The organism is Pseudomonas sp. GM25, from assembly GCF_000282255.1.
GTDB lineage: Bacteria > Pseudomonadota > Gammaproteobacteria > Pseudomonadales > Pseudomonadaceae > Aquipseudomonas > Aquipseudomonas aphyarum.
Genome location: NZ_AKJQ01000056.1, coordinates 88719 through 112262, shown reverse-complemented (window position 1 = coordinate 112262; position 23544 = coordinate 88719). Strand labels below are relative to the sequence as shown.

General features: G+C 60.2%; 24 protein-coding genes and 1 tRNA gene. 9 read left to right on the top strand and 16 right to left on the bottom strand.

Translation table 11 applies throughout. The annotated features are described in order from the left end of the window. Positions 1-142: 142 nt before the first annotated feature. Positions 143-1543, top strand: coding sequence for a DUF3300 domain-containing protein (locus PMI24_RS22550; RefSeq protein WP_007958026.1), 1401 nt, complete (start codon positions 143-145; stop codon positions 1541-1543). After that, the gene (locus PMI24_RS22545) at positions 1540-2436 is read left to right on the top strand and encodes a DUF2950 domain-containing protein (RefSeq protein WP_007958023.1); all 897 of its coding nucleotides are present in this window, start codon (positions 1540-1542) and stop codon (positions 2434-2436) included. Before PMI24_RS22550 ends, PMI24_RS22545 begins: the two co-directional genes overlap by 4 nt. 78 nt (positions 2437-2514) lie before the next feature. Here the strand turns inward: PMI24_RS22545 and PMI24_RS22540 are convergent, their stop codons facing one another. From PMI24_RS22540 to dapA, 6 genes are all read right to left on the bottom strand, one after another. Then, complete coding sequence (locus PMI24_RS22540; RefSeq protein WP_045121851.1) at positions 2515-2799, bottom strand: hypothetical protein; 285 nt, start codon at positions 2797-2799, stop codon at positions 2515-2517. 573 nt (positions 2800-3372) lie between these two features. Beyond that, positions 3373-3462 (bottom strand) — tRNA-Ser (locus tag PMI24_RS22535). An 83-nt stretch (positions 3463-3545) separates the two neighbouring features. After that, the gene (gene purC, locus PMI24_RS22530; RefSeq protein WP_007958019.1) at positions 3546-4259 is read right to left on the bottom strand and encodes a phosphoribosylaminoimidazolesuccinocarboxamide synthase; all 714 of its coding nucleotides are present in this window, start codon (positions 4257-4259) and stop codon (positions 3546-3548) included. 28 nt (positions 4260-4287) lie between these two features. Next, positions 4288-5046: an MBL fold metallo-hydrolase gene (locus PMI24_RS22525; protein WP_007958017.1), complete on the bottom strand. Its 759-nt coding sequence runs from the start codon at positions 5044-5046 to the stop codon at positions 4288-4290. A gap of 4 nt (positions 5047-5050) precedes the next feature. Continuing rightward, positions 5051-6166 (bottom strand): outer membrane protein assembly factor BamC, encoded by a 1116-nt coding sequence (bamC, locus tag PMI24_RS22520; protein ID WP_007958016.1) that lies wholly within the window; start codon positions 6164-6166, stop codon positions 5051-5053. Positions 6167-6183: 17 nt separating this feature from the next. After that, the gene (gene dapA / locus PMI24_RS22515) at positions 6184-7062 is read right to left on the bottom strand and encodes a 4-hydroxy-tetrahydrodipicolinate synthase (RefSeq protein WP_007958015.1); all 879 of its coding nucleotides are present in this window, start codon (positions 7060-7062) and stop codon (positions 6184-6186) included. A gap of 314 nt (positions 7063-7376) precedes the next feature. Here dapA and PMI24_RS22510 point away from each other — a divergent pair, with 314 nt between their 5' ends. Next, a complete protein-coding gene (locus PMI24_RS22510) occupies positions 7377-7937 on the top strand; it encodes a glycine cleavage system protein R (RefSeq protein WP_007958014.1) in 561 nt (186 codons plus the stop codon). A 10-nt stretch (positions 7938-7947) separates the two neighbouring features. Further along, positions 7948-8421: a peroxiredoxin gene (locus PMI24_RS22505; RefSeq protein ID WP_007958013.1), complete on the top strand. Its 474-nt coding sequence runs from the start codon at positions 7948-7950 to the stop codon at positions 8419-8421. Positions 8422-8455: 34 nt separating this feature from the next. Here the strand turns inward: PMI24_RS22505 and PMI24_RS22500 are convergent, their stop codons facing one another. Continuing rightward, a complete protein-coding gene (locus tag PMI24_RS22500; RefSeq protein WP_007958012.1) occupies positions 8456-9526 on the bottom strand; it encodes an AI-2E family transporter in 1071 nt (356 codons plus the stop codon). Between the two features lie 32 nt (positions 9527-9558). After that, a complete protein-coding gene (locus PMI24_RS22495; protein ID WP_007958011.1) occupies positions 9559-9798 on the bottom strand; it encodes a sulfurtransferase TusA family protein in 240 nt (79 codons plus the stop codon). Between the two features lie 97 nt (positions 9799-9895). On the opposite strand from PMI24_RS22495, the gene PMI24_RS22490 reads away from it, so the two are divergent. Next, positions 9896-11329 carry a M48 family metalloprotease gene (locus tag PMI24_RS22490; protein ID WP_007958006.1) on the top strand — a complete coding sequence of 478 codons (1434 nt, stop codon included), beginning with the start codon at positions 9896-9898 and terminating at the stop codon, positions 11327-11329. A gap of 76 nt (positions 11330-11405) precedes the next feature. On the opposite strand, the gene PMI24_RS22485 is transcribed toward PMI24_RS22490, so the two are convergent. The 4 genes from PMI24_RS22485 to rpoE all read right to left on the bottom strand — a co-directional run bounded on the left by PMI24_RS22485 (position 11406) and on the right by rpoE (position 15232). Then, complete coding sequence (locus PMI24_RS22485; protein ID WP_007958003.1) at positions 11406-12854, bottom strand: DegQ family serine endoprotease; 1449 nt, start codon at positions 12852-12854, stop codon at positions 11406-11408. A 206-nt stretch (positions 12855-13060) separates the two neighbouring features. Further along, positions 13061-14023 carry a MucB/RseB C-terminal domain-containing protein gene (locus PMI24_RS22480; RefSeq protein WP_007958001.1) on the bottom strand — a complete coding sequence of 321 codons (963 nt, stop codon included), beginning with the start codon at positions 14021-14023 and terminating at the stop codon, positions 13061-13063. Positions 14024-14031: 8 nt separating this feature from the next. Further along, positions 14032-14619 carry a sigma-E factor negative regulatory protein gene (locus PMI24_RS22475; protein ID WP_007957999.1) on the bottom strand — a complete coding sequence of 196 codons (588 nt, stop codon included), beginning with the start codon at positions 14617-14619 and terminating at the stop codon, positions 14032-14034. A gap of 31 nt (positions 14620-14650) precedes the next feature. Then, positions 14651-15232 carry an RNA polymerase sigma factor RpoE gene (rpoE, locus tag PMI24_RS22470; RefSeq protein WP_003172477.1) on the bottom strand — a complete coding sequence of 194 codons (582 nt, stop codon included), beginning with the start codon at positions 15230-15232 and terminating at the stop codon, positions 14651-14653. 559 nt (positions 15233-15791) lie between these two features. On the opposite strand from rpoE, the gene nadB reads away from it, so the two are divergent. Next, positions 15792-17408 (top strand): L-aspartate oxidase, encoded by a 1617-nt coding sequence (nadB, locus tag PMI24_RS22465; RefSeq protein ID WP_007957994.1) that lies wholly within the window; start codon positions 15792-15794, stop codon positions 17406-17408. Here nadB and PMI24_RS22460 read toward each other — a convergent pair. Further along, positions 17377-17829 (bottom strand): protein YgfX, encoded by a 453-nt coding sequence (locus PMI24_RS22460; protein ID WP_045121850.1) that lies wholly within the window; start codon positions 17827-17829, stop codon positions 17377-17379. The genes nadB and PMI24_RS22460 overlap by 32 nt on opposite strands. Beyond that, positions 17813-18067 (bottom strand): FAD assembly factor SdhE, encoded by a 255-nt coding sequence (locus PMI24_RS22455; RefSeq protein ID WP_007957989.1) that lies wholly within the window; start codon positions 18065-18067, stop codon positions 17813-17815. The genes PMI24_RS22460 and PMI24_RS22455 overlap by 17 nt, the downstream gene beginning before the upstream one ends. 149 nt (positions 18068-18216) lie before the next feature. On the opposite strand from PMI24_RS22455, the gene ygfZ reads away from it, so the two are divergent. Together ygfZ and PMI24_RS22445 are read left to right on the top strand one after the other, a co-directional pair. Next, entirely contained in the window at positions 18217-19158 is a 942-nt protein-coding gene (gene ygfZ, locus PMI24_RS22450; protein ID WP_007957987.1) for a CAF17-like 4Fe-4S cluster assembly/insertion protein YgfZ, read from the top strand. A gap of 35 nt (positions 19159-19193) precedes the next feature. Continuing rightward, positions 19194-20015 (top strand): HDOD domain-containing protein, encoded by an 822-nt coding sequence (locus PMI24_RS22445; RefSeq protein ID WP_007957984.1) that lies wholly within the window; start codon positions 19194-19196, stop codon positions 20013-20015. Here PMI24_RS22445 and PMI24_RS22440 read toward each other — a convergent pair whose 3' ends face one another. Next, a complete protein-coding gene (locus PMI24_RS22440; RefSeq protein ID WP_007957982.1) occupies positions 20016-21401 on the bottom strand; it encodes a sensor histidine kinase in 1386 nt (461 codons plus the stop codon). Continuing rightward, a complete protein-coding gene (locus tag PMI24_RS22435) occupies positions 21394-22065 on the bottom strand; it encodes a response regulator (protein ID WP_007957980.1) in 672 nt (223 codons plus the stop codon). Before PMI24_RS22435 ends, PMI24_RS22440 begins: the two co-directional genes overlap by 8 nt. A gap of 450 nt (positions 22066-22515) precedes the next feature. On the opposite strand from PMI24_RS22435, the gene PMI24_RS22430 reads away from it, so the two are divergent. Next, positions 22516-23493 carry a Bug family tripartite tricarboxylate transporter substrate binding protein gene (locus PMI24_RS22430; protein WP_007957978.1) on the top strand — a complete coding sequence of 326 codons (978 nt, stop codon included), beginning with the start codon at positions 22516-22518 and terminating at the stop codon, positions 23491-23493. The last annotated feature ends 51 nt before the right edge of the window (positions 23494-23544 follow it).

Genomic DNA, 23544 nt, shown 5'->3' with positions numbered 1-23544 from the left:
AACGTGCTTATTGCGAAAAAACCTGTGCAGTTTTTGACGGAACGCCAATCGCCAACCATTCTCCATCACGGCGCAGCGTCCGATGTCGGCCGTTGATGCCTCGAGTGTTGCAAACCTGCCATCTGGATGTGGGGAAGAGGTCATGCACAGTTCGCTCTTGCGTGCCGCGTCGCTCATGCTCGCCTTGAGCGCTGCACCGCTCTTGTTGCAGGCCGCCGATGCGCCTGCGGCCCCGGCGGCGGCTGCCGCGCCGGCCAAAGATGCCGTGTTTACCACGGAGCAGCTCGACCAGATGCTCGCGTCGATTGCCCTGTATCCAGACCCACTGCTTGCTCAAGTGCTGATGGCCGCCACGTATCCGGGAGAAGTCGCCGAAGCCGCGACCTGGTCCAAGGCGCATCCGGACGCCAAGGGCGATGACGCGGTCAAGCAAGTGGCCAGCCAGACGTGGGACCCGAGCGTGCAGGCCTTGGTGGCGTTCCCGCAGGTCTTGGCGACACTGGGGCAGGATCCGGTCTGGGTGCAACGACTGGGGGATGCCTTTCTGGCTCAGCCTGACGAACTCATGGCCGGCGTTCAGCGCTTGCGGCGTCAGGCCCAGGCGGCGGGCAATCTGCAGAGCAATCAATATCAGAATGTGACGGTGCAGAACGTAACGCCGCCCATCTCTGCCGGGACAACCAAGCCTGCCGACAACACGACCATCATCATTCAGCCCGCCGATCCGCAGGTGGTCTACGTCCCGACCTATAACCCGACCACCACTTACGGCACCTGGCCTTATCCGGCCTCGCCGCCGGTGTATTACCCGCCGCCGCCCGCTTACTATCCGGGTCAGGCACTGGTCGCCGGGCTGGCCTTCGGTACGGGCGTGGCGGTCGTTGCGTCGTTGTGGGGTAACTGCGACTGGGGCCATAACGACATCGACATCGATGTGAACCGTTACAACAACATCAACGCCAACAACCGGATTACCAACAACCAGAACAAGTGGCAGCACAACACCGTGCATCGCGATGGCGTGCCGTATCGTGACAACCGCAGCCGCGCGCAGTATGGCCGGCAGCTGGACGGTGCGGCTCAGCGTGACGCCTATCGCGGGGACAACGCGCAGCGGGCGCAGGCCCGGGAACGGGCGCGCAGTTCGATGGACAGGGCCGGTTTCGAACGCCCCGCCACCAGCAATCGGGAAGCCCGCAATCAAGTCCGCGAAGCGCAATCCGCCAATGTCGGCAATCGCATGCAAGGCGGTGCGGACAGGCCCAGAGCCGCCGACCGCGCTCAAGGCAACACGCGGGAGGCGCGCCAGCCGGGCGTCAATCAACGTGACAACCGTGCGTCCCAAGCCCGCCCTGCAGCGGGCAGTGCGCGAAACAACGCTTTCGCCGGCGCGCGCTCCCCGTCACAGACCCGAGTCCAGGCTGATCGCGGTCGGGCCAGCCAGATTTCCGCGCAACGTCCCAACACCTCCCGCGCCGCCGGACATCAGATCAGCCGGCCATCCGGCGGGGGCATGCGTCAGAGAGGAGGTGGCCGTCGATGAACATTCATTTTCTGGTCAGGAGCTGCCTGACCCTCGCGGCCGGCCTCGCATTTTCAAGCCTCGCCTCGGCCCAGCAAGTATTTCCAACCCCGGAAAAAGCCGCTGACGCCTTCGTCGAAGCCCTCGGTACACAACACGCCGATCAGAAACGCCTGACCGAACTGCTGGGCGAGGAATGGCACAGCTTCATTCCCCGTGAAGGCGTGCAACGCAGCGATGTCGATGCCTTCCTGCAGCAATACCGCGAACAGCACACCCTGGAAAAGACCGGCGACAGCAAGGCCGTGCTCTCCGTAGGACCCGATCATTGGACGCTGCCCATCCCCCTCATCAAAGACAAAACCGGCTGGCGCTTCGACATGAAAGCCGCCCAGATCGAAATCCGCGCCCGCCGCATCGGTCGCAACGAACTGGCGGCAGTGCAATCGGCGCTGGCCTACCACGACGCCCAAATGGACTACGCCTCGGAAGACCGCGACGGCGACGGCGCCCTCGAATACGCACAGAAAATCTTCAGCTCCCCCGGCAAACACGACGGACTCTATTGGCCAGAAGACGACACCAACCAGATCAGCCCCCTCGGCCCCGCCTTCGGCCAGGCCATCAACGACGAAGACTGGCACGGCTACCACTTCCGCATCCTCGACGCCCAAGGCCCGTCAGCCCCGGGCGGCGCTTACAGCTATCTGATTGGAGACAAGATGAGTCGCGGATTCGCCCTGATCGCGTGGCCAGCGAAGTATGACGACACCGGGGTGATGAGCTTCATGATCAGCCATGAGGGCCAGGTGTTTCAGAAGGATCTCGGACCGGATGGGGAAAAAGTGGCGAAGGCGATGAAGCGGTTTGATCCGGATGATAGTTGGGAAGTGGTGGATTTGGGGCAGAAGTAGTTGGGGTAGCGAATTGCGCTGGATCGGAAACGAAAAAGCCCCGCAGCTTCTCAGCTACGGGGCCGTTTTGGTGAGCGGTCATTCGTCATCGTCGCTTTCTTCATCGCCATCATCGTCCGTTGAAACAACGCCTGCGCCTCCTTCGATAAACGACTGACAGCCTTCGTTAAAGGACTCAGATGGGGTACTACAGGAATTTTCATCGTAAATTCCCTTTTCCTCGGCCCATTCATAACCGGCCTGATGCCCTGAGCAATCATCCGTACATTCATAGCCATCAAATGTAGCTGCGAAAGTTGTTGTGCTCCCCAGCATCAAGACAAACAGCGCAATTGAATAAAATGCCTTCTCTGGCAGCCTCATAACTACATGCCATCACGAGGTTTAGTGCCGAATTTTCCTGTGTACGGATTCACATTACCTTTGGTGCTGTAGTTATTGTTCCTGGTGAAGTCTGGGTTTGTAGCATGAGAGGGTCGAACATACGTTCCATTGCTTCGCGTATATCCACTAACCGAATGGTCGGAACGACTTCCGTAGGAGTAGCTGGACTTGACCGAGGAATGACTGCCGAAGCCGCTCCCGCGTGCGTGAACACTCCCTGATAGCGCCACGGTAATTGCTATAACCGCTACAGAAAAAACCTTTTTCATACAGCCCTCCATTTTTCCAACGATGATAGCTCAATGGAATCACTTCGAAAGCTCAGGCGACAAAGGGGCTTGGCACTATCGACGCCAACTCAACCTCTCTGGAAAGGATCACGCCTACGTAGGGTTATCTCTCAGAGTGCGCGAATGACTGGGTCGCTAGGTTTTTACCATTCAGAATTGAGCTAGAGATTCAGTTCTGATGCGTAAATAAACGATCCAAGTAAAAAACCCTCAGAAACGAAAAAGCCCCGTAGATTTTCATCTACGGGGCTTTTTCTATGTATGGCGGAGAGATAGGGATTCGAACCCTAGGTACCGGTGAAGGTACAACGGATTTCGAATCCGTCCCATTCGGCCACTCTGGCATCTCTCCAACGGCGCGCATCATAACAACACTTTTACCGAAAGCAAACCCTCTTTCGAAAATTTCTCCGTGCTATCAGATGCTTGCGTCGATTAAAGCGGTACGCCCAGACGGTTGGCGACTTCTTCGTAGGCTTCGATGACGTCACCGAGGCCTTGGCGGAAGCGGTCCTTGTCCATCTTCTTCTTGGTGTCCTTGTCCCACAGACGGCAGCCGTCCGGGCTGAACTCGTCGCCCAGGACGATGGAGCCATCACTGAACACGCCGAATTCAAGCTTGAAGTCCACCAGCAGCAGGCCTGCGTCGTCGAACAGCTTGCTCAGGACTTCGTTGACCTTGAGCGACAGTTCTTTCATGCGCGCCAGTTGCTCGGCGGTGCCCCAGCCGAATGCCACGACGTGGGATTCGTTGATGAACGGGTCGCCCTTGGCGTCGTCCTTCAGGAACAGTTCGAAGGTGTACGGGTTGAGCTTCATGCCCTCCTCGACGCCCAGACGCTTGACCAGGCTGCCGGCGGCGTAGTTACGCACGACGCACTCGACCGGGATCATGTCGAGTTTTTTCACCAGCACTTCGTTGTCGGCCAGCAGCTTGTCGAATTGGGTCGGAATACCGGCCGCTTCAAGTTTCTGCATGATGAAGGCGTTGAACTTGTTGTTCACCATGCCTTTGCGGTCGAGCTGCTCGATGCGCTTGCCGTCGAACGCCGAAGTGTCGTTGCGAAACAGCAGGATCAAGCGGTCAGCGTCGTCGGTCTTGTAAACCGATTTGGCTTTGCCGCGGTAGAGTTCTTCACGTTTTTCCATGATGGGCTCCGCTTGCTAAGTAGATGGGCTAGGCGATGTGGCGCCAGTCGAGCCCTGAATCTTGATCGGCCAGTTGCAGCCAGTCCGGGTCGCACCCGAGGGTGTCGACAAAACATTGCCGGGCCAGCTGCGGCAGGTTGTTCTTGCTGCTCAGATGGGCCAGGACCAGGTGTTGCAGGCCTTGCCAGCCCAACTCGGCCACCAGGAATGCCGCCTGATGGTTGTTCAAATGTCCCAGCTCGCCGCCCACCCGCTGCTTGAGAAAGTACGGGTAATGACCACGGGCCAGCATGTCGCGACAATGGTTGGACTCGATCATCAACGCATCGAGGTCCCGATAGCCGTCCAGCACCCGCTCGCAGTAAGAGCCCAGGTCAGTCAGCAGGCCGAAGCGCCGCTCACCGTCACTGAATACGTACTGGGTCGGTTCCTGCGCATCATGGGCCACGGCAATGACCCCGATGTTCAGAGCACCGATCTGCAGTTGCTCGCCACCGGTCACGAAACCGGCAGGTTCAATCGGTTTGCGCATCCCGCGCAGTGTGCCGCGACTGAGGTAGACAGGCAGATTGTAGCGCCGAGACAGCAAACCCACGCCATGCACGTGGTCGGCATGTTCGTGGGTTACGAGTATCGCGCTCAGTTGCGCCGGGTTCACACCCAGGCGCAACAGGCGTTTTTCGGTTTCCCGCAGGGAAAAACCACAATCCACCAGCACATACGTATCAGCACTGGCGATCAGCGTGCCGTTCCCTTGGCTACCGCTGCCGAGAACGGCAAAACGCATTGGATCAGCCCAGGTTGTCCTGAATCACGCTCAACACTTTGCGGGCCACATCGGCCGGCGCAACGGTGTTGATGTTTTTCTCGACGGTCACCTGAACGTTCTCGCCGACCTTGCTCAGGCGAACCTGATAACGCTCGGCGCGGGCTTCAACTTCTTCCTTGGTCGGCGCGCTGCCGAACAGGCTGCTGAAGAAACCAGGCTTCTCGTCTTTCTTCTCGGCCTTCTCGGACAAGTTGATGTAGTAGAGACCCAGGCTGCGGTTGATGTCTTCAACGCGCCATTCGCCCTGCTCCAGCGCACGACCGACGCTCGACCAGGCGCGATCCAGGTCCGTACCGACGTTCAGTACCGGGTTGCCGCTGCCGTCTTCGCTCAGGCTGACACGGCTCGGGGTATCGAAATCACGCGAAGCCAGCATCGACACCGAACCACCCTTCTCGGAGGTACGGCTCATGCTCGCGAGCATGTCGTCGACCAGCGCAGCGTCGAGGCCGGTGTTAACCGAACGGTTGGTGAAGGCCACGTCGGCGGTGCTGCCGGCAGGACGCTCGGCGCTGACCACATAGACTTCACTGGTGTTGCGCTGCACGCCCGGCTCGATGCGTACCCGCACGCGGGTTTCGCTGTCGGTGCTGACGCCGGCGGCGCTCAGGCGCTTGGCCATGGCGGCGGACAGTTCGTCGGAATGCTGCCAGGTGGTGGTGAATTCGCCGGTTTGCGGGCGCTGTTCATCCAGACGGAAACCGTTGTCCTGGAAGTACTGCACCGCCACTGGCCAGACTTCGGCCGGTGGGTGCTGGGCCATGACCCAACGTGAATCACCGCTCTTCTGCAGCGAGTAGTCGCTGGCGTCGGCAACGGCCGACAGCGGTTGAGGACGCGGAACGATGTATTCACCCTTGGCGGTGTTGTCGGCCACGTTGCGCGGGATCGGCAGCAGCGGATCCAGGCGCTTGGAGGTGCTGACATCCGGTGGCAGTTGCATCGGTGCTGTCTGTTGCGCTTCCAGGTAATCGCTACCACGGTCACGGAAATAACCTTCCGGGCCCCAGATCCATCCGCAGCCACTGGTGCTGGAGATAATCAAGGCAAGTGCGGAAAGTCCGGCCATTCGCTTCATGCGTTGTACTTCCTCAATTAAACCAGGACGTTGCACTGGCGCAGGGCCGAGCGCAGCGTTTCATGACAAGGAGCGCTCAGCCAGGTCAGCGGCAGGCGGATGCCTTGGTGCATCAGGCCCATTTCGACCAAAGCCCACTTCACCGGAATCGGGTTGGCTTCGATGAACAGGTCCTTGTGCAGCGGCATCAGTTTTTCGTTGATGGCCCGTGCGGTCTCGGCGTCGCCCTTGAGCGCGGCCTCGCACAGGTCGGCCATTTCGCGCGGGGCGACGTTGGCGGTGACGGAGATGTTGCCCTTGCCGCCCAGCAGGATCAGCTCGACGGCGGTCGGATCATCGCCGGACAGCACGATGAAGTCCTTGCTCACGCCGTCGATGATCGCCTTGGCGCGTTTCAGGTCGCCGGTCGCTTCCTTGATGCCGATGATGTTCGGCACGGTGGACAGGCGGATCACGGTCTCGGCCTGCATGTCGCAGGAAGTGCGGCCAGGAACGTTGTAGAGAATCTGTGGGATGTCGACCGCTTCGGCGATGTGCTTGAAGTGCTGGTACAGGCCTTCCTGGGTCGGCTTGTTGTAGTACGGGACTACCAGCAGGCAGGCATCGGCGCCGGCTTCTTTGGCATTGCGGGTCAGCTCGACCGCTTCGCGGGTCGAGTTGGCGCCGGTACCGGCGATCACCGGAATGCGACCGGCAACCTGTTTGACCACGGCTTTGATGACGGCGATGTGTTCTTCTACATCAAGCGTTGCCGACTCGCCGGTGGTGCCGACCGCGACAATGGCATGGGTGCCGTTCTTGAGATGGAAGTCCACGAGTTTGCTGAGGCTGTCCCAGTCAAGACGCCCTTGTGCATCCATGGGTGTGACCAGTGCCACCATACTGCCCGCAATCATGAAACCGCTCCTGCCGGAAAAAGAGAGCGGTAATGGTACTGGCGCCAAGATGCTTGCACAAGCGAAGTACTGTGCCGCCATTCCCCTTGGCGCCGCTTTTCGCTACCCTTCAGACTTTGATCGGTACTGATCAGCTTGTACGCCGGGTTCCAGTCTCCCGTTTCGGCCTCCCGGGCCCCGTTCCAGTGTCGTTGCCGTACGCTTCCTTGTTGATGGAGCCGTAGCGCCACACGAATCGGGCCTTCCGGACAGTCATTGCCCCGGCAATCAACGCCTCTCTCCCTACCGACCGCTCATCGCTTTAGGAATGCTGCATGTCCACCCCCACAGTTCGCGAACAATTCCTTGTCATCAGTGCCCTCGGCGCCAATCCCATGGAGCTGACCAACGTCCTGTGCCGCGCCAGCCATGAAAACCGCTGCGCGGTGGTCACCTCGCGCCTGACCCGCCACGGCGAGTGCAGCGCGCTGGTGCTCGAAGTCTCCGGCAGCTGGGACGCCCTGGCTCGCCTTGAAGGCAGCCTGCCGGTGCTGGCCAAGCGTCATGCGTTCACCGTCAACGTGGTGCGCAGCGCCGCCCTGGAAAACCGTCCGCAAGCCCTGCCGTACGTGGCTTACGTGTCTTCGGCGTACCGCCCGGACATCATCAACGAACTGTGCCAGTTCTTCATGGATCACAACGTCGAGCTGGAAAACCTGACCTGCGATACCTATCAGGCACCACAGACCGGCGGCACCATGCTCAACGCTACGTTCACCGTGACCCTGCCCGCCGGCACCCAGATCAGCTGGCTGCGCGACCAGTTCCTGGATTTCGCCGACGCCATGAACCTGGATGCACTGATCGAACCCTGGCGCCCACAGAACCCAATGTAAGGAAGCTTTCATGGCCGTTGTCATCGACCAACCGGTTCCGGATTTCGAAGCACCTGCCACCAGCGGGCAGACCGTCAGCCTGTCGGCCCTCGAGGGCAAGCAAGTGGTGATCTACTTCTATCCGAAGGACAGCACCCCGGGCTGCACAACCGAAGGCCAGGGCTTTCGCGATCAATACGCGGCATTCAAGGCTGCCAACACGGAAATCTTCGGCATCTCCCGCGACAGCCTGAAGTCCCACGAGAACTTCAAGTGCAAGCAGGAGTTTCCGTTCGAGCTGATCAGCGACAAGGACGAAGCCGTCTGCCAGCTGTTCGACGTGATCAAGCTGAAAAAGCTCTACGGCAAGGAATACCTGGGCGTTGATCGCAGCACGTTCCTGATCGACAAGAACGGTGTATTGCGTCAGGAATGGCGCGGCGTGAAAGTGCCAGGACATGTCGATGCAGTGCTGGCTGCTGCTCAGGCGCTGAACAAGGCCTGATGCTGTCGGCGCCCTTGCGGGCGCCGATTCATTCTCAAAGCAGTGGCGCCACCACCGGCTCCTTGCGTGGCCACGCATCGAGCACAGCCTTGAACAGTGTCGCCAGCGGAATCGCGAAGAACACTCCCCAGAACCCCCACAACCCGCCGAACAACAGCACCGCGCAGATGATTGCCACCGGGTGCAGATTGACCGCTTCGGAGAACAGCAACGGCACCAGCACGTTGCCGTCCAAAGTCTGAATGATTCCGTAGACCGCCATCAGATAAATGAACTGATCGCTCCAGCCCCACTGGAACAGCGCAATCAGCAGCACCGGCACGGTCACCACCACTGCCCCGACATATGGCACCACCACCGACACGCCAACCAAAAGCGCCAGCAGCGCCGCGTAGTTGAGCCCCAGTGCGACGAATGCGATGTAAGTCACGCCACCACAGATCACGATCTCGATGACCTTGCCGCGAATGTAGTTGGCGATCTGCCGGTTCATTTCTTCGGCGACCCGGGTGATCAGCGCCCGCTCACGCGGCAAATAGCCGCGCACCCACTCGCCGATCATTGCCCGATCCTTTAGGAAGAAGAACACCAGGATCGGCACCAGCACCAGGTAGATCATGATGTTCACCAGCAGCGGCAGGCTCGACAACGAGAATGTCAGCGCCCACTGGCCGAACTTGCCGATCTCGCCTCGCGCCGCTTCGATCGCCTGTAACACTTGCTCGTCAGAGACCAGATGCGGATAGCGCTCCGGCAGCAACAGCAGCAGCGATTGCCACTTGGCGAGCATCCCCGGCAACTCGTTGAACAAGGTGATCAACTGGTGCCAGAGCAGCGGCAGCACCACAACGATGAACACCATCAGCACGCCCATGAACAGCGCAAACACCAGACCGACCGCCGCGCCGCCGGGCACGCGCAAGCGTTCGAGCGTAACCACCAGCCCCTGCATCAGGTACGCCAGCACCATCCCGGCCAGCACCGGCGCAAGCATTCCGCCCAGCGTCAGCACCGCGGTGAAGGCGAGAAACAGCAAAACCGCCAGCACCACCGCTTCCTCATCGGAGAAGTAGCGCTGAATCCAGTCGCGCAACACTTTGAACATCAATTTTCCTTAGGTCATTTACGCGATCGGTTTCAGGCTTTTTTCAGCCAGTAACGGTAGACACCCGCCTCGTCTTCTTCACGCAGCAGCGTATGACCGGCCAATTTGGCAAAGGTGCGAAAGTCGCGTTGCGAGCCGGCATCCGTGGCAATCACCTTGAGTACCGCGCCGCTGGGCAGCTTGTTCAGCTCCATTTTGGCCTTGAGCAACGGCAACGGACAATTCAGGCCACTGGCATCCAATTCACAGTCATGGGCTACAGCGTCGGTCATGCGTCACTCCGGATCAGGTGGTCAGGCTGCCTAGAATATCTGGTCGCAGGCCCGGTGTCCGGCTACAGTAAGGTCTTTGTCGACTAAGGCTTTGTGCATGACATTTCTGCGCCCTACCCTGCTGACGCTCGCTTGCCTGCTCGCCTCACCGGGCTTCGCCGACGACCTGCCGTCACTCGGTGACGCCAGCTCTGCCATCGTCTCGCCACAACAGGAATATCAATTGGGTCGCGCCTGGCTGGCGTTGCTGCGCAGCCAGGTTTCGCAGCTCAACGATCCACAGCTCAAGGACTACGTCGAGTCCAGTGTCTATAAGCTGGTGGAAACCAGCCAGGTCAATGACCGACGCCTGGAATTCATCCTGATCAACAGTCCACAGCTCAACGCCTTTGCGGCGCCGGGCGGGATTGTCGGGGTCAACGGCGGCTTGTTCCTCAATGCGCAGACCGAGGGCGAATATGCCTCGGTACTGGCTCACGAACTGGCTCACTTGTCCCAACGCCACTTCGCCCGTGGCGTCGAGGCCTCGCAGCGGATGCAGGTGCCGATGATGGCGGCGCTGCTGGCCGGCATCGTGATCGCCGCTGCCGGCGCGGGCGACGCTGGCATCGCGGCGATTGCCGGCACCCAAGCGGCGGCCATCCAGGAGCAACGGCGCTTCTCGCGTCAGAACGAGCAGGAGGCCGATCGCATCGGCATCCTCAACCTGGAGAAGGCAGGCTACGATCCGCGCTCGATGCCGACCATGTTCGAGCGTTTGATGCGCCAGTATCGTTTCGACGCCAAGCCGCCGGAATTCCTGCTGACTCACCCGGTCACCGAATCGCGTATCGCCGACACCCGTAACCGCGCTGAACAGGCTAAACCCGGTGGCATTGAAGACAGCAAGCGCTATCAACTGATCCGCGCGCGGGTGCAGTTGACCTATGAAGAAACGCCGGGCCTTGGCGCCAAGCGTTTCCGCGCGCAACTGGATGAGAACCCGAAAAACGACGTGGCCCGTTACGGTCTGGCGATCGCTCAGATCAAGGGCGGTCAGTTGAATGAAGCACGGGAGAATCTCACGCAACTGCTGGCCAAATCGCCGAACGAGATCATTTACAACCTGGCGCAGGTCGATCTGGACATCACCAACAATAAGCTGGCCGATGCCCAGTCCCGGGTTGACCGGATGCTCAGTCAGTACCCTGGCAATTACCCGCTGAATCAGGTGCGCGTCGATCTGTTGCTGAAACAGAACCGCACCGCCGATGCAGAGAAGGCGCTGGAAGGCTTGTTGAAATCGCGTCCGGACGATCCGGACGTGTGGTATCAGGTCGCAGAAACTCGCGGACTGTCCGGTAACATCATCGGCCTGCATCAAGCCCGTGCCGAATATTTCGCGCTGGTCGGCGATTACCGCCAGGCGATCCAGCAACTGGACTTCGCCAAACGCAAGGCTGGCAGCAACTTCCCGTTATCCTCTCGTATCGACGCTCGCCAACGCGAGCTGATGGAGCAGGAGCGCATGGTCAAGGACATGATGGGTTAGCCCGCGCCGAGACAAATTCCGGACACAAAAAAACCGCCTCTTTCGAGGCGGTTTTTTTACTTCCTGGACAACTGGATCATTCAGCCAGTTTGAAGGTGATGAAGCTGGCACGGCCCTGACGCAGAACGCGCATCGACACCGAACGGTTCTTCGGCAGCGCCTTGGCGATCTCGGCAAACTCCTTGGAAGAACCAATGGCCTGATTGTTCAGGTGGGTGATGATGTCGCCCGGTTGCAGACCGATCAGGGCCGCAGGACCGTCCTGCACTTCCTTGATCACCACACCGCCCTTCAGGTCGTAGGTTTTCTTCTGCTCGGCGCTCAGCTCGGCGACCGAAACACCCAGACGATTGCTGTTGGTCTCGGCACCGGATTTCGGCAGGGCATCCAGTTCCTTGTCTTCGTCCGGAATGGCGCCGACAGTCAGCTCGACATTCTTGCGCTTGCCGTCGCGAATCACTTCGAGATTGGCTTTGGCGCCAGCCTTCAAAGCACCCACCAGATGTGGCAGGTCAGCGGACATGACGATCGGTTGACCGTTCATGCTCAGGATCACGTCACCCACTTGCAGGCCGCCCTTGGCAGCCGGGCCGTCATCCTGAATCTGCGCAACCAGCGCACCGGCCGGTTTGTCCAGACCAAACGACTCGGCCAGATCCTTGTTCACTTCCTGGATGACGACGCCCAACCAGCCACGGCTGACTTTACCGCCGCTTTTCAGCTGGTTGGAAACGTCCATCGCCACGTCGATCGGAATGGCGAACGACACACCCATGAAGCCACCGGAACGGGTGTAGATCTGCGAGTTGATCCCGACCACTTCACCGTTCAGGTTGAACAGCGGGCCACCGGAGTTACCCGGGTTGATCGGCACGTCGGTCTGGATGAATGGCACGTAGTTTTCGTTCGGCAGGCTGCGGCCGACGGCACTGACGATGCCTTGGGTCACGGTGTGGTCAAAGCCGAATGGCGAACCGATTGCGACGACCCACTGACCGGCTTTCAGGTCTTGGGATTTGCCGAGCTTCAGCACTGGCAGATCCTTGCCTTCGATTTTCAGCAGCGCCACGTCGGAGCGTGGGTCGGTGCCGATCAACTTGGCCTTCATTTCACTGCGATCAGCCAGACGAACGAGAATTTCATCGGCATCGGCGATCACGTGGTTGTTGGTCAGGATGTAGCCATCTGGCGAAATGATGAAGCCCGAACCCAACGACTGCGCTTCACGCTGGCGATCACCACGCGGAGAACGCTGTTGCGGCGGCATGCCGCGTTCGAAGAACTCGCGCAACATCGGCGGCAAGCCTTCCAGGTCAGGCATCTGCTGGTTCACTTTGCGATCCGGCAGCTTTTGCGTGGTACTGATGTTCACCACCGCAGGCGAGGCCTGTTCGACCAGTTGGGTGAAATCCGGCAAGTTGGCCGGACTGGCTGCATCAGCCGCCTGGACTGCAGGGACAGCCTGACCGAGCACCAGCACAGTGGCGAAAATGGAGAGATAAGACTTCAAGCTTGGTATCGACATACAGCTCCCGTTACGACGAGCAGGGTTAAGCGATATGGAGCAAGGAACACCGGAAACCACAGGCCGGCATTTTTGTTCCGGGAACAACAAACAAGGCCAGAGCCGAGAGGCTCTGACCTATAAAAAATTTTCGGGTGTTTTGCAAATGAAAATGCTCAGCAAACATTTCACGTCTCGACGACGAAGTGGAGATAGCTGGAATCAACTCACTGCTTGCTGGTTGCAGCGCCATCATTGCGCATCGACAGGGCAATCCGTTCGGCGGTCCCGATTGGAATCTCGCCAACCACCGTCACCATCATTTCGCCTTGAGGCGTTGTCAGACGGCGGGATACGGCAACGGTCGGGCCCAGTTGAGTCCGGGTATCGGTGACGGTTGCGCCGTTCAGCGGTTCCAGGAAGACAGAGAAACGGGCAAGACCATCGTCATACATCAGGCTGTTGACCTGGGTCTTGGTTTCCGGATCCTTGTGCGAGGAGCTGCTGGTGAGCTCGAAGCCAGGAGGCAGCCAGTCGGAACGCCAGACCTGTGCGGTCTTGACCGCAGACGCCTTGTCGCTGTCGAGGGTGACTGTCTTGCAATCGGAGTTGGCTTGCAGGTCTTTATCGGATGGAACTTCAGAGGTATCCAGCCGCGTGAACTGGAATCTCTCAAGCAACTGCCCCTTGTCGTTCAACAGCAGCGACTTGAGCGGCAGGCCCGTTTCCTTGTCCAGATGCAGTTCGAAACCGTAGCGGTGCTGATCCCGCGGCGTCAGCGATACGATCACCGCTTCACGCCCGGCCACGCGCGACTTGCCAATGACGGCAAGTTCATACCAGTTCTTCAGCTTTTGAGGATCGAGAGGGCGAGCGGCGGAATTGGGAGAATCCCCAAGCCCCGCAATCAGGGTGCCGCTGACGCATTGAGTATGCCCATCAATGCGCACGACTTCCTGAGCCGAACCGTCGAGCTGAAGCAAGCGCTCGCGGACCTGGCCATTCTGGACGCGATGCCAGATGTTGTGGGTAGAAAAGCTACCGTTACGCTCGTAAACGAATGTGCCGTGAAAGCTTTGCTGCTGCTCGGCCTGGCCCAGGCGGGTCAACCAGTCCTGAGCCTCGTCGGCGTGGGCTGGAACAATGAACCAGCCGCTGAGCAGAAGCGAAAGTAGAGGTATGGCGCGCATGATCCCCCTTAACGGTTTTCCAGGCTTGCTGCACGTGCATATGGCAGCGCGCTCTCGGTGCCTTTCAAAGCAGCCTGTTGAGCGTGTTGACGCAGGTAACCTGGCAGACGCTGATCGTGCCAGCCTGGCTGACCTTGCAGTACGCCATTGGCCATTGGGCCAGTAGCCTCCGAACTCTCATTATAGCCTGCCAATACCGCCGGGCCTTTTACCTGAGGGGTAGCCAGCACTGGCTGATTGGTTTGCTGAGCAAGTTCGACGCCAGCGATTTCGTCCTGGTTGTACAGGCGAACACCCGCCAGTACGGCAACGGTCACCGAGGCAGCTACGGCCAGACGACCGAGACTGCGCCATGGGCCGCGGGACACTTTGGCAGGGGTCGCTTCGTCTTCCAGCGCAGCAGAAACGGCCGCAGCAAGATCCAGACGTGGAAGCAACAGATCCTTGTGCATGGCTGCCCGAGCGATCTGATAACGAGCCCAGGTTTCACGGGTTTCAACATCGTCCAGTGCGTTGAGCACTCGACGCAATTCCAGTTCGTCCGCTTCGTTATCCATCACTGCGGACAGCGATTCCTGCAGGGCTTCACGACTCATGGCGTTCCTCTCTTGGCTGTCGCCGCTGTCTTTAGTTTTCCTGCAACAACGGCTGCAGGGCTTTATCGATGGCCTCCCGGGCGCGGAAAATCCGGGAGCGCACGGTACCAACCGGACATTGCATGACGCTCGCGATGTCCTCGTAACTCAGACCATCGAATTCGCGCAAAGTTAACGCCGTGCGCAAATCCTCTGGCAGTTGCTGAATGGTTCGATGGACGGTGCCTTCGATCTCATCCCGCAGCAATGCACGTTCTGGAGACTCGAGATCTTTCAGGCCGTGATCGCCGTCATAGAACTCTGCATCCTCGGAACTTACATCGCTATCCGGCGGCCGACGGCCGCGTGAAACCAGATAGTTCTTCGCCGTGTTGATGGCGATGCGGTACAGCCACGTATAAAACGCACTGTCGCCGCGGAAATTTCCAAGCGCTCGATACGCCTTGATAAAGGCTTCTTGTGCGACGTCCTGGGCTTCATGGGTGTCGTGCACAAAACGCACGATCAACCCGAGAATTTTGTGCTGATACTTCAGCACCAGCAGATCGAAAGCTCGCTTGTCGCCACGCTGAACGCGTTCGACCAGCTGCTGATCCTCTTCCTGGGTTAGCATGAACACTCCTCGATAAACTCGGAGGAGGCTTGCATGACCAAACGACCGGACTTGCAAACATAGACTCGGGCTTTTCGCAAAAGTTCTCCCCCTCCAAGCAAGTTTCCTGCGGGCTCTGATTTGGCACGCACGAAAAACGCAGCGCGGGATGAACCGGCTGCGCGAATAATCTTGTCATCGGCTCGCCGGCAAGAACCCAACCGCAGGTTCCGCATTGAAGCCGACACTGTCCCTTGTTTCGGGCAACTGTCTATTGATCTTGAGCCTCTGGCAAAAGTTCCAAATATTTATAGACGTGCCGCGCCGACATTGTGCAACCGTGAGCGGAAAAAGCGTGTTTCATCTGCGATACAGTCGCTTTTTCCCAAAACCGCTGAAAAAAACTTCCGACAAAGCGTCGGTATTTTTCCGTCACGGTAGTTTCACAATGCCATTGTCGGCCCGGCTATTGTGCCGCCCCACCCCTCTATATACTAGTGGGCTGTGTGGCTGTCTCGACTCGCCCATCCGCCTGTCCTGCGCCAACCCCGACCCGGGTCGCTTTGAGCGGAATCCTGAAATGAGCCAACAGTTTCAACACGATGTTCTGGTGATTGGCAGCGGCGCTGCCGGTTTGAGTCTCGCGCTGACCCTGCCCGGTCACTTGCGCATCGCCGTACTGAGCAAAGGCGACCTCGCCAACGGCTCGACCTATTGGGCACAAGGTGGCGTCGCGGCCGTGCTGGACGACACCGACACTGTCGAATCCCATGTCGATGACACCCTCAATGCTGGCGGCGGTCTGTGCCATGAAGACGCGGTGCGTTTCACCGTTGAGCACAGCAAGGAAGCGATCCAGTGGCTGATCGACCAGGGCGTGCCGTTCACTCGCGACGAACAATCCGGCACGGAAGACGGCGGTTTCGAATTCCACCTGACCCGCGAAGGCGGCCACAGCCATCGACGCATCATCCACGCCGCCGATGCCACTGGCGCTGCGATTTTCACCACCCTGCTGGCCCAGGCCAAAGAACGCCCGAACATCGAATTGCTCGAACAGCGGGTAGCGGTCGATCTGATCACCGAGCGCCGGTTGGGGCTGGAAGGCGAACGTTGCCTCGGCGCCTATGTGCTCAACCGCAAAACCGGGGAAGTCGATACCTTCGGCGCACGCTTCGTGATTCTGGCGTCCGGCGGCGCCGCGAAAGTCTATCTATATACAAGCAACCCCGACGGTGCCTGCGGTGATGGCATCGCCATGGCCTGGCGTTCGGGTTGCCGGGTGGCGAACCTGGAGTTCAACCAGTTCCACCCCACCTGCCTCTATCACCCGCAAGCCAAGAGCTTTCTGGTAACCGAGGCCCTGCGCGGTGAAGGCGCTCATTTGAAGCTGCCGAACGGCGAACGCTTCATGCAGCGCTTCGACTCACGTGCAGAACTGGCGCCCCGGGACATCGTCGCTCGCGCCATCGACCATGAAATGAAGCGTCTGGGTGTCGATTGCGTCTACCTCGACATCAGCCACAAGCCCGAAGCCTTCATCAAATCGCACTTCCCGACCGTCTACGAGCGCTGCCTCGGCTTCGGCATCGACATCACCAAACAACCGATCCCGGTCGTACCCGCCGCGCACTACACCTGCGGCGGCGTGATGGTCGATCAACAGGGCCGCACCGACGTGCCCGGCCTGTACGCCATCGGCGAAACCAGCTTCACCGGCCTGCACGGCGCCAACCGCATGGCCAGCAACTCGCTGCTCGAATGCTTCGTCTATGCCCGATCGGCGGCGGCGGACATTCTCGAGCAACTGCCCGACGTCGCCATCCCGCGCGCCCTGCCCGCCTGGGATGCCAGCCAGGTGACCGACTCCGATGAAGACGTGATCATCGCCCACAACTGGGACGAATTGCGGCGATTCATGTGGGACTACGTCGGTATCGTGCGCACCAACAAGCGCCTGCAACGGGCACAGCATCGCGTGCGCCTGCTGCTGGACGAAATCGATGAGTTCTACAGCAACTATAAAGTCAGCCGTGATCTGATCGAGTTGCGCAACCTGGCGCAAGTAGCGGAACTGATGATCCGCTCGGCCATGGAGCGCAAGGAAAGCCGAGGCCTGCATTACACCCTCGACTACCCGGACCTGCTGCCCGAAGCACTCGACACTATTCTGGTGCCGCCCACCTACGTCGGCTGAACTTGAGACGTACCCGCAGGCGTCGGTGCAGATCCGCCGCCTGCGAATCCCGGGGCACACAGATCGACCTGACCCGTCGCTCATCACGCAAGCGAAAGCGCAGCACCACGATCAGTGGCAGCGCCAGGCTGTCCGGGCGCAACTGCACCGCTTGCCAGCCATCGGCCTTGTTCCACAGTTGCCAGCCATCGGCGTCCCGACGCAATCCGCAAAATGCCTCGGGATGACTCAACAGGATCTGCCGCGGCAACACCCAGGCAGCGTGGGCAAGACACGCGAAAGCCCCGAGCAAACCGGCCCAGAAAGAAATCGACAATAGAAACAAAGAACCCAGCGCGAATGCCTGGGCCAGAAGATACGCCGCCAGCATCTGCCGTGAGGCATGCCAGCGGCATTCAAACGTGTTACTTGGGCTGGACACGATCCAGAATCATGCGAACCATACGTTGCAGCTCAGGATCTTCCGATTCGCTGCGCTCCATGAACCAGCCGAACATGTCCTGATCCTCGCACTCGAGCAGGCGGACATACAGCGCGCGATCCACCTCGTTCAGATTGGCGTAGACCTCTTTCACGAACGGCACCAGCAACACGTCGAGTTCCAGCATGCCGCGACGGCTGTGCCAAAAGAGGCGATTCAGTTCAACTTGTTCGACCATGGAGCCCTCCTCAAATAGGCCGCAAGTATACAGGCCCGAAGCGGGTCGAACAGTCGGCTTTGGTCGGGCACCACCGATCCTTTATCAACTACCCATTTCAACACCACCCCCTTATGATGTGCCCCAGTCTATTTACCCTGCGATGACCCATGGCCGATTCTGCTTTTTTCTGCACCCTCTCTCATGAAGGCGTTCTCGCGGTTCGCGGCGCGGATGCCGGCAAATTCCTGCAAGGCCAGCTGACCTGCAACATCAATTACCTGAGTGAAACCCAGGCCAGCCTTGGTGCCCGTTGCACGCAGAAAGGCCGGATGCAGTCGAGTTTCCGCATCGTGCTGGAAGGCGACGGCGTGCTGCTGGCGATGGCCAGCGAGCTGCTGGAGCCGCAACTGGCGGATCTGAAGAAGTACGCGGTGTTCTCCAAATCGAAACTGACCGACGAAAGCGCCTCCTGGGTGCGCTTCGGTCTGGATCATGGCGATGCTGCCCTGAGCAGCCTGGGTCTGGAACTGCCGGCAGACACCGACAGCGTGGTTCGCCACGAAGGGCTGATCGCGATTCGCGTCTCCCCTAACCGTGCCGAACTCTGGGTGCCCGCCGATCAGGCCGACACCGTCAAAGGCAAGCTGTCCGCGCAATTGACCGAAGGCGAACTCAATCAATGGCTGCTGGGACAGATCCGCGCCGGTATCGGCCAGGTCATGCCGAGCACCCGCGAGCTGTTCATCCCGCAGATGCTCAACCTGCAGGCCGTCGGCGGCGTGAGTTTCAAGAAAGGCTGCTACACCGGCCAGGAAATCGTCGCGCGCATGCAGTACCTGGGCAAACTCAAGCGTCGCCTGTACCGCGTGCAACTGGACGCCAGTGAATTGCCGGAACCGGGCACCCCGCTGTTCGCCCCGAGCCACGGCAGTTCCATCGGCGAAGTGGTGCTGGCCGCCCGTACCGAAAAGAATATTGAACTGCTGGCGGTGTTGCAGGCCGAAGCTGCCGACGCAGGCGATTTGCATCTGGGCACGGCCGAAGGTCCGGCGCTGCACTTGCTCGACCTGCCTTACGAACTGGATCGCGACCGCGAAATCCAGCGTTGATCGCAGCATTTGTTGCAACACCCTAGAGAAACGACATGAGTGAGCTGGCGGATAAGGTCCAACAGGATTTGGTTGAGGCCATCGATAACGATGACCTGGTTCTGCCAACGTTACCGGAAGTGGCCCTGCAGATTCGCAAGGCCGCTGAAGACCCGGATATCAGCGTCAGCGACCTGAGCAAAGTGATCGGCCGCGACACGGCGCTGTCGGCGCGCCTGATCAAAGTGGTCAACAGCCCGCTGCTGCGCGCCACTCAGGAAGTCACCGACCTGCACACCGCCATCACCCGGCTGGGCGTGAATTACAGCAGCAACCTGGCGATCGGTCTGGTGATGGAGCAGATCTTCCACGCCCGCTCCGACGTGGTCGAACAGAAGATGCGCGAAGTCTGGCGCAAGAGTCTGGAGATCGCCGGCGTCAGCTACGCCCTGTGCCGCCGTTACACCCAGCTCAAGCCCGATCAGGCCGCGCTCGGTGGACTGGTTCATCAGATCGGCGTGCTGCCGATCCTGACCTACGCCGAAGACCACTACGAATTGCTGTCCGACCCGGTCAGCCTCAACCATGTGATCGACCACATTCACCCGTTGCTCGGCGACAAGCTGCTACGGGTCTGGGAGTTTCCGGAGCGTCTGGTCGAGTTGCCGGGGCTGTATCAGGATCTCAAGCGCGAATCGCAGCAGATCGATTACGTCGACATCGTGCAAGTGGCCAGCCTGTATTGCCACAAGGACACCGATCACCCGATGGCCCGCATCGATCCGTTCAGCGTGCCGGCATTCCGCAAGCTCGGCATTGATCCGGACAACAAGGCGCTGTGCGCCGATCTGGAAGAATCGCGTTCGATGTTCTACTGATCAACCGGCGACAAAACTCACTCGCACCTTCAAACCCGCCTGCTCACCATCGTGCAGACTGATCTGCGCCAGATGCGCGCGGCAGATTTCCCCGACAATCGCCAGCCCCAGCCCGGAACCGGCCACTTGCTGGTTGCGCCGGTAAAAACGTTCGAACACCCGATCCCGCTCCTCCAGCGGAATGCCCGGGCCATCGTCTTCAACCTCCAGCACCGCCGGCGCCGTGACCCGCAGAATCACGTTGCCGCCCGGCGGCGTGTGCGCCAGAGCGTTGTCCACCAGATTGCTCAGCAACTCGTTGAGCAACGTCGGCTCGCCGCGCAGCCAGACCGGCTCGTCCGCTTCCAGCGCCAGCGCGACACCCCGCGCGTGGGCCAGCGGCGCCATGGCCATGCCCAATTCCCGCGCCAACTGACTCAGATCAAGCAACTGCGCTCCGCCCTCGGCAATCGCCCGGGCGCCGTTTTCCACCCGGGCCAGCGACAGCAACTGATTGGCCAGATGGGTCAGGCGATCCGTGCTTTGCGCCGAGGATTCCAATGTCTCGCGCCAGGTCTGCGGCTCGTTTGAGCGCAAGCCCAGTTCAAGTCGCGCCTTGAGCGCCGCCAGTGGCGTGCGCAGTTCATGGGCCGCATCGGCGATGAATTGCGCCTGCCGCTCGAACTGCCCGCGCAGGCGTTCGGTAAAGTGATTGAGCGCCCGCACCAGCGGCCACAATTCGTGCTGCACTTCCACCAGCGGCAACGGCCGCAGGTCATCGGGCTGACGCTCTTCCACTGCCGTGCGCAAACGCTCGATCGGCCGTAGCGCAGCACTCACCGCAAACCACACCAGCAACAACGCGCCAATCGCCAGCATCCCTAGCCGCAGCAATGTATCGGCCGCCAGACTGCGGGCCATGCTGACTCGCGCCTCGTCGGTTTCGGCAACGCGGATCTCCGCCATGCCATTCATGTTCGGCTCGCTGACAGCTTTCAGCAGGCTCACCACACGCACGTTCTGCCCCTGATATTTCGCGTCGTAAAAGCGCGCCAGGGCGGGATAACTGTCGGTTCTCGGCGTGCCCGGCGGCGGGCCCGGCAGGTTTTCGTAGCCGGAAATCAGCTGCTGATGAATGTCGTTGACCTGGTAATAGATGCGCCCGGCGCTGTCGTAAGCGAAGGTGTCGAGCGCCACGTAAGGCACGTCGGCACTGAGACTGCCATCGCGCTGCGACAGACCAGCGGCGATGGTCCGCGCCGAGGCCAGCAGCGTGCGGTCGTAGGCGGTGTCGGCAGCTTCACGACCGTTCCAGTACGCGCTCAATCCGCTGGCGAGCATCAACACCACCAGCAGCAGCGCGAGGTTCCACAGCAACCGCCAGCGCAGGCTGCTGGGCTTATGCATCGCGGCTTTCCAGCAGATAGCCCAGACCGCGGAAAGTCACGATGGCCACTGAATGGCCGTCGAGTTTCTTGCGCAGGCGGTGCACGTAGATTTCGATGGCGTCGGGGCTGGCCTCTTCGTCGAGACCGAACACCTGCGCAGCCAGTTGCTCCTTGCTCATCACCCGACCCGGACGGGCGATCAGCGCTTCGAGCACCGCCTGTTCGCGGGAGGTCAGCGTCAGCAATTCATCGCCGAGTGTGAAGCGTCGGGTGTCGAGGTCATAGGCCAGCACACCGCAACGCTGCTGGCGTTCGCCGCCGAGCACGCTACGGCGCAACAGGGCTTTGACCCGCGCTTCGAGTTCGGTGAGTTCGAACGGTTTGGCCAGATAATCGTCGGCCCCAAGATTGAGCCCATGGACCCGATCCTTGACGTCGCTGCGAGCGGTCAGCATCAGCACCGGAAGGTTCTTGCCCCGGGCCCGCAGGCGCGCCAGCACTTCGAAACCGTCCATGCGCGGCAGGCCGACATCGAGGATCGCCACCGCGTATTCCTCGCTGCCCAGGGCCAGATCGGCAGCCACGCCATCGTGCAAGACGTCCACGGTCAGACCGGTGCTCTTGAGCGCCTGGGCGACGCTTTCGGCCAGCGGCAAATGGTCTTCGACGAGCAGGACACGCATGGATCTCTACCTCATTCAGGGATGGCCGACGCCATTCTTTGCGGCGGAGTTTACAGCCGCAACCGCCACTGTGAAGCCCGAAAACACGCGAAAGAATACTGAAAGGTTAGCGAAAGGTTGGGCCGTTAGAGTCGCTTCACCGAGGGTCCCGACTGCCGACCTTCGCCGTTTTGTCTGTCCTTACACCGTAGCTTCAAAACGTAGCTCTCGAAAAACGCCTCGATGCGTTTTCGCCAATAAGAACAATAACGAGGTACTGCACCATGCTGTCCACACAGCTTCAGGTTGACCCGTTTCATTCTTCCTCTCGAATTTCCCCGTTTTCGCTTGTCAGCGCCATCGTCGGCTGCGCGGCGTTCAACCCGTCCGGGTCTGAGCCTGTTAGCCTGCGCGCGCGAAACTGCCGCACCTGAAACATCCCCAAAAACAACAACTCCCGTGGAGACACTCATGAACCGATCCCTGCGCCGTTTCGCCCTCGCCGCCAGTTGCGTGCTGTTCGCCGGCCAACTGATGGCCGAACCGAAACGTCCGGAATGCATCGCCCCCGCCTCCCCTGGCGGCGGTTTCGACCTGACCTGCAAACTGGCGCAAAGCGCGCTGGTCAACGAAAAACTGCTGACCAAACCGATGCGCGTGACCTACATGCCCGGCGGCGTCGGCGCGGTGGCGTACAACGCCGTTGTGGCGCAGCGTCCGGCCGATGCCGGCACGCTGGTGGCGTGGTCCAGCGGTTCGTTGCTGAACCTGGCCCAGGGTAAGTTCGGTCGGTTCGATGAAACCAACGTGCGCTGGCTGGCGGCGGTCGGCACCAGCTATGGCGCCATCGCCGTGAAAAGCGATTCGCCCTACAAGAGCCTCGACGATCTGGTCAAAGCCCTGAAGAAAGATCCGAGCGCTGTGGTCATCGGTTCCGGCGGCACCGTCGGCAGCCAGGACTGGATGCAGACTGCACTGATCGCCAAAGCCGCCGGGATCAACCCGCGCGACCTGCGTTACGTCGCCCTCGAAGGTGGCGGCGAGATCGCCACCGCCCTGCTCGGCGGCCATATCCAGGTCGGCAGTACCGACATCTCCGACTCCATGCCGCACATTCTGAGCGGCGACATGCGTCTGCTGGCCGTGTTCGCCGAGAAACGCCTGGACGAGCCGGAAATGAAAGACATCCCGACCGCCCGCGAACAAGGCTACGACATCGTCTGGCCGGTGGTGCGCGGTTTCTACCTCGGGCCAAAAGTCAGCGACGAAGACTACGCCTGGTGGAAAGACTCCTTCGACAAACTGCTGGCCTCGGAAGACTTCGCCAAGCTGCGCGATCAGCGTGAGCTCTTCCCGTTCGCCATGACCGGTCCCGAGCTGGACACCTACGTCAAGAAACAAGTGGCGGACTACAAGGTGCTGGCCAAAGAGTTCGGCCTGATTCAGTGATCGTCTCTGTCTAGCGCTCACGGCCCTGCCTCGCAGGGTCGTGGCCCAGGA

What these genes read in the sequence shown, in the direction of transcription:
- PMI24_RS22550 (WP_007958026.1), top strand. Translation starts at nt 143, where the DNA reads ATGCACAGTTCGCTCTTGCGTGCCGCGTCGCTCATGCTCGCCTTGAGC.
- PMI24_RS22545 (WP_007958023.1), top strand. Translation starts at nt 1,540, where the DNA reads ATGAACATTCATTTTCTGGTCAGGAGCTGCCTGACCCTCGCGGCCGGC.
- PMI24_RS22540 (WP_045121851.1), bottom strand. Translation starts at nt 2,799, where the DNA reads ATGAGGCTGCCAGAGAAGGCATTTTATTCAATTGCGCTGTTTGTCTTG.
- purC (WP_007958019.1), bottom strand. Translation starts at nt 4,259, where the DNA reads ATGGAAAAACGTGAAGAACTCTACCGCGGCAAAGCCAAATCGGTTTAC.
- PMI24_RS22525 (WP_007958017.1), bottom strand. Translation starts at nt 5,046, where the DNA reads ATGCGTTTTGCCGTTCTCGGCAGCGGTAGCCAAGGGAACGGCACGCTG.
- bamC (WP_007958016.1), bottom strand. Translation starts at nt 6,166, where the DNA reads ATGAAGCGAATGGCCGGACTTTCCGCACTTGCCTTGATTATCTCCAGC.
- dapA (WP_007958015.1), bottom strand. Translation starts at nt 7,062, where the DNA reads ATGATTGCGGGCAGTATGGTGGCACTGGTCACACCCATGGATGCACAA.
- PMI24_RS22510 (WP_007958014.1), top strand. Translation starts at nt 7,377, where the DNA reads ATGTCCACCCCCACAGTTCGCGAACAATTCCTTGTCATCAGTGCCCTC.
- PMI24_RS22505 (WP_007958013.1), top strand. Translation starts at nt 7,948, where the DNA reads ATGGCCGTTGTCATCGACCAACCGGTTCCGGATTTCGAAGCACCTGCC.
- PMI24_RS22500 (WP_007958012.1), bottom strand. Translation starts at nt 9,526, where the DNA reads ATGTTCAAAGTGTTGCGCGACTGGATTCAGCGCTACTTCTCCGATGAG.
- PMI24_RS22495 (WP_007958011.1), bottom strand. Translation starts at nt 9,798, where the DNA reads ATGACCGACGCTGTAGCCCATGACTGTGAATTGGATGCCAGTGGCCTG.
- PMI24_RS22490 (WP_007958006.1), top strand. Translation starts at nt 9,896, where the DNA reads ATGACATTTCTGCGCCCTACCCTGCTGACGCTCGCTTGCCTGCTCGCC.
- PMI24_RS22485 (WP_007958003.1), bottom strand. Translation starts at nt 12,854, where the DNA reads ATGTCGATACCAAGCTTGAAGTCTTATCTCTCCATTTTCGCCACTGTG.
- PMI24_RS22480 (WP_007958001.1), bottom strand. Translation starts at nt 14,023, where the DNA reads ATGCGCGCCATACCTCTACTTTCGCTTCTGCTCAGCGGCTGGTTCATT.
- PMI24_RS22475 (WP_007957999.1), bottom strand. Translation starts at nt 14,619, where the DNA reads ATGAGTCGTGAAGCCCTGCAGGAATCGCTGTCCGCAGTGATGGATAAC.
- rpoE (WP_003172477.1), bottom strand. Translation starts at nt 15,232, where the DNA reads ATGCTAACCCAGGAAGAGGATCAGCAGCTGGTCGAACGCGTTCAGCGT.
- nadB (WP_007957994.1), top strand. Translation starts at nt 15,792, where the DNA reads ATGAGCCAACAGTTTCAACACGATGTTCTGGTGATTGGCAGCGGCGCT.
- PMI24_RS22455 (WP_007957989.1), bottom strand. Translation starts at nt 18,067, where the DNA reads ATGGTCGAACAAGTTGAACTGAATCGCCTCTTTTGGCACAGCCGTCGC.
- ygfZ (WP_007957987.1), top strand. Translation starts at nt 18,217, where the DNA reads ATGGCCGATTCTGCTTTTTTCTGCACCCTCTCTCATGAAGGCGTTCTC.
- PMI24_RS22445 (WP_007957984.1), top strand. Translation starts at nt 19,194, where the DNA reads ATGAGTGAGCTGGCGGATAAGGTCCAACAGGATTTGGTTGAGGCCATC.
- PMI24_RS22440 (WP_007957982.1), bottom strand. Translation starts at nt 21,401, where the DNA reads ATGCATAAGCCCAGCAGCCTGCGCTGGCGGTTGCTGTGGAACCTCGCG.
- PMI24_RS22435 (WP_007957980.1), bottom strand. Translation starts at nt 22,065, where the DNA reads ATGCGTGTCCTGCTCGTCGAAGACCATTTGCCGCTGGCCGAAAGCGTC.
- PMI24_RS22430 (WP_007957978.1), top strand. Translation starts at nt 22,516, where the DNA reads ATGAACCGATCCCTGCGCCGTTTCGCCCTCGCCGCCAGTTGCGTGCTG.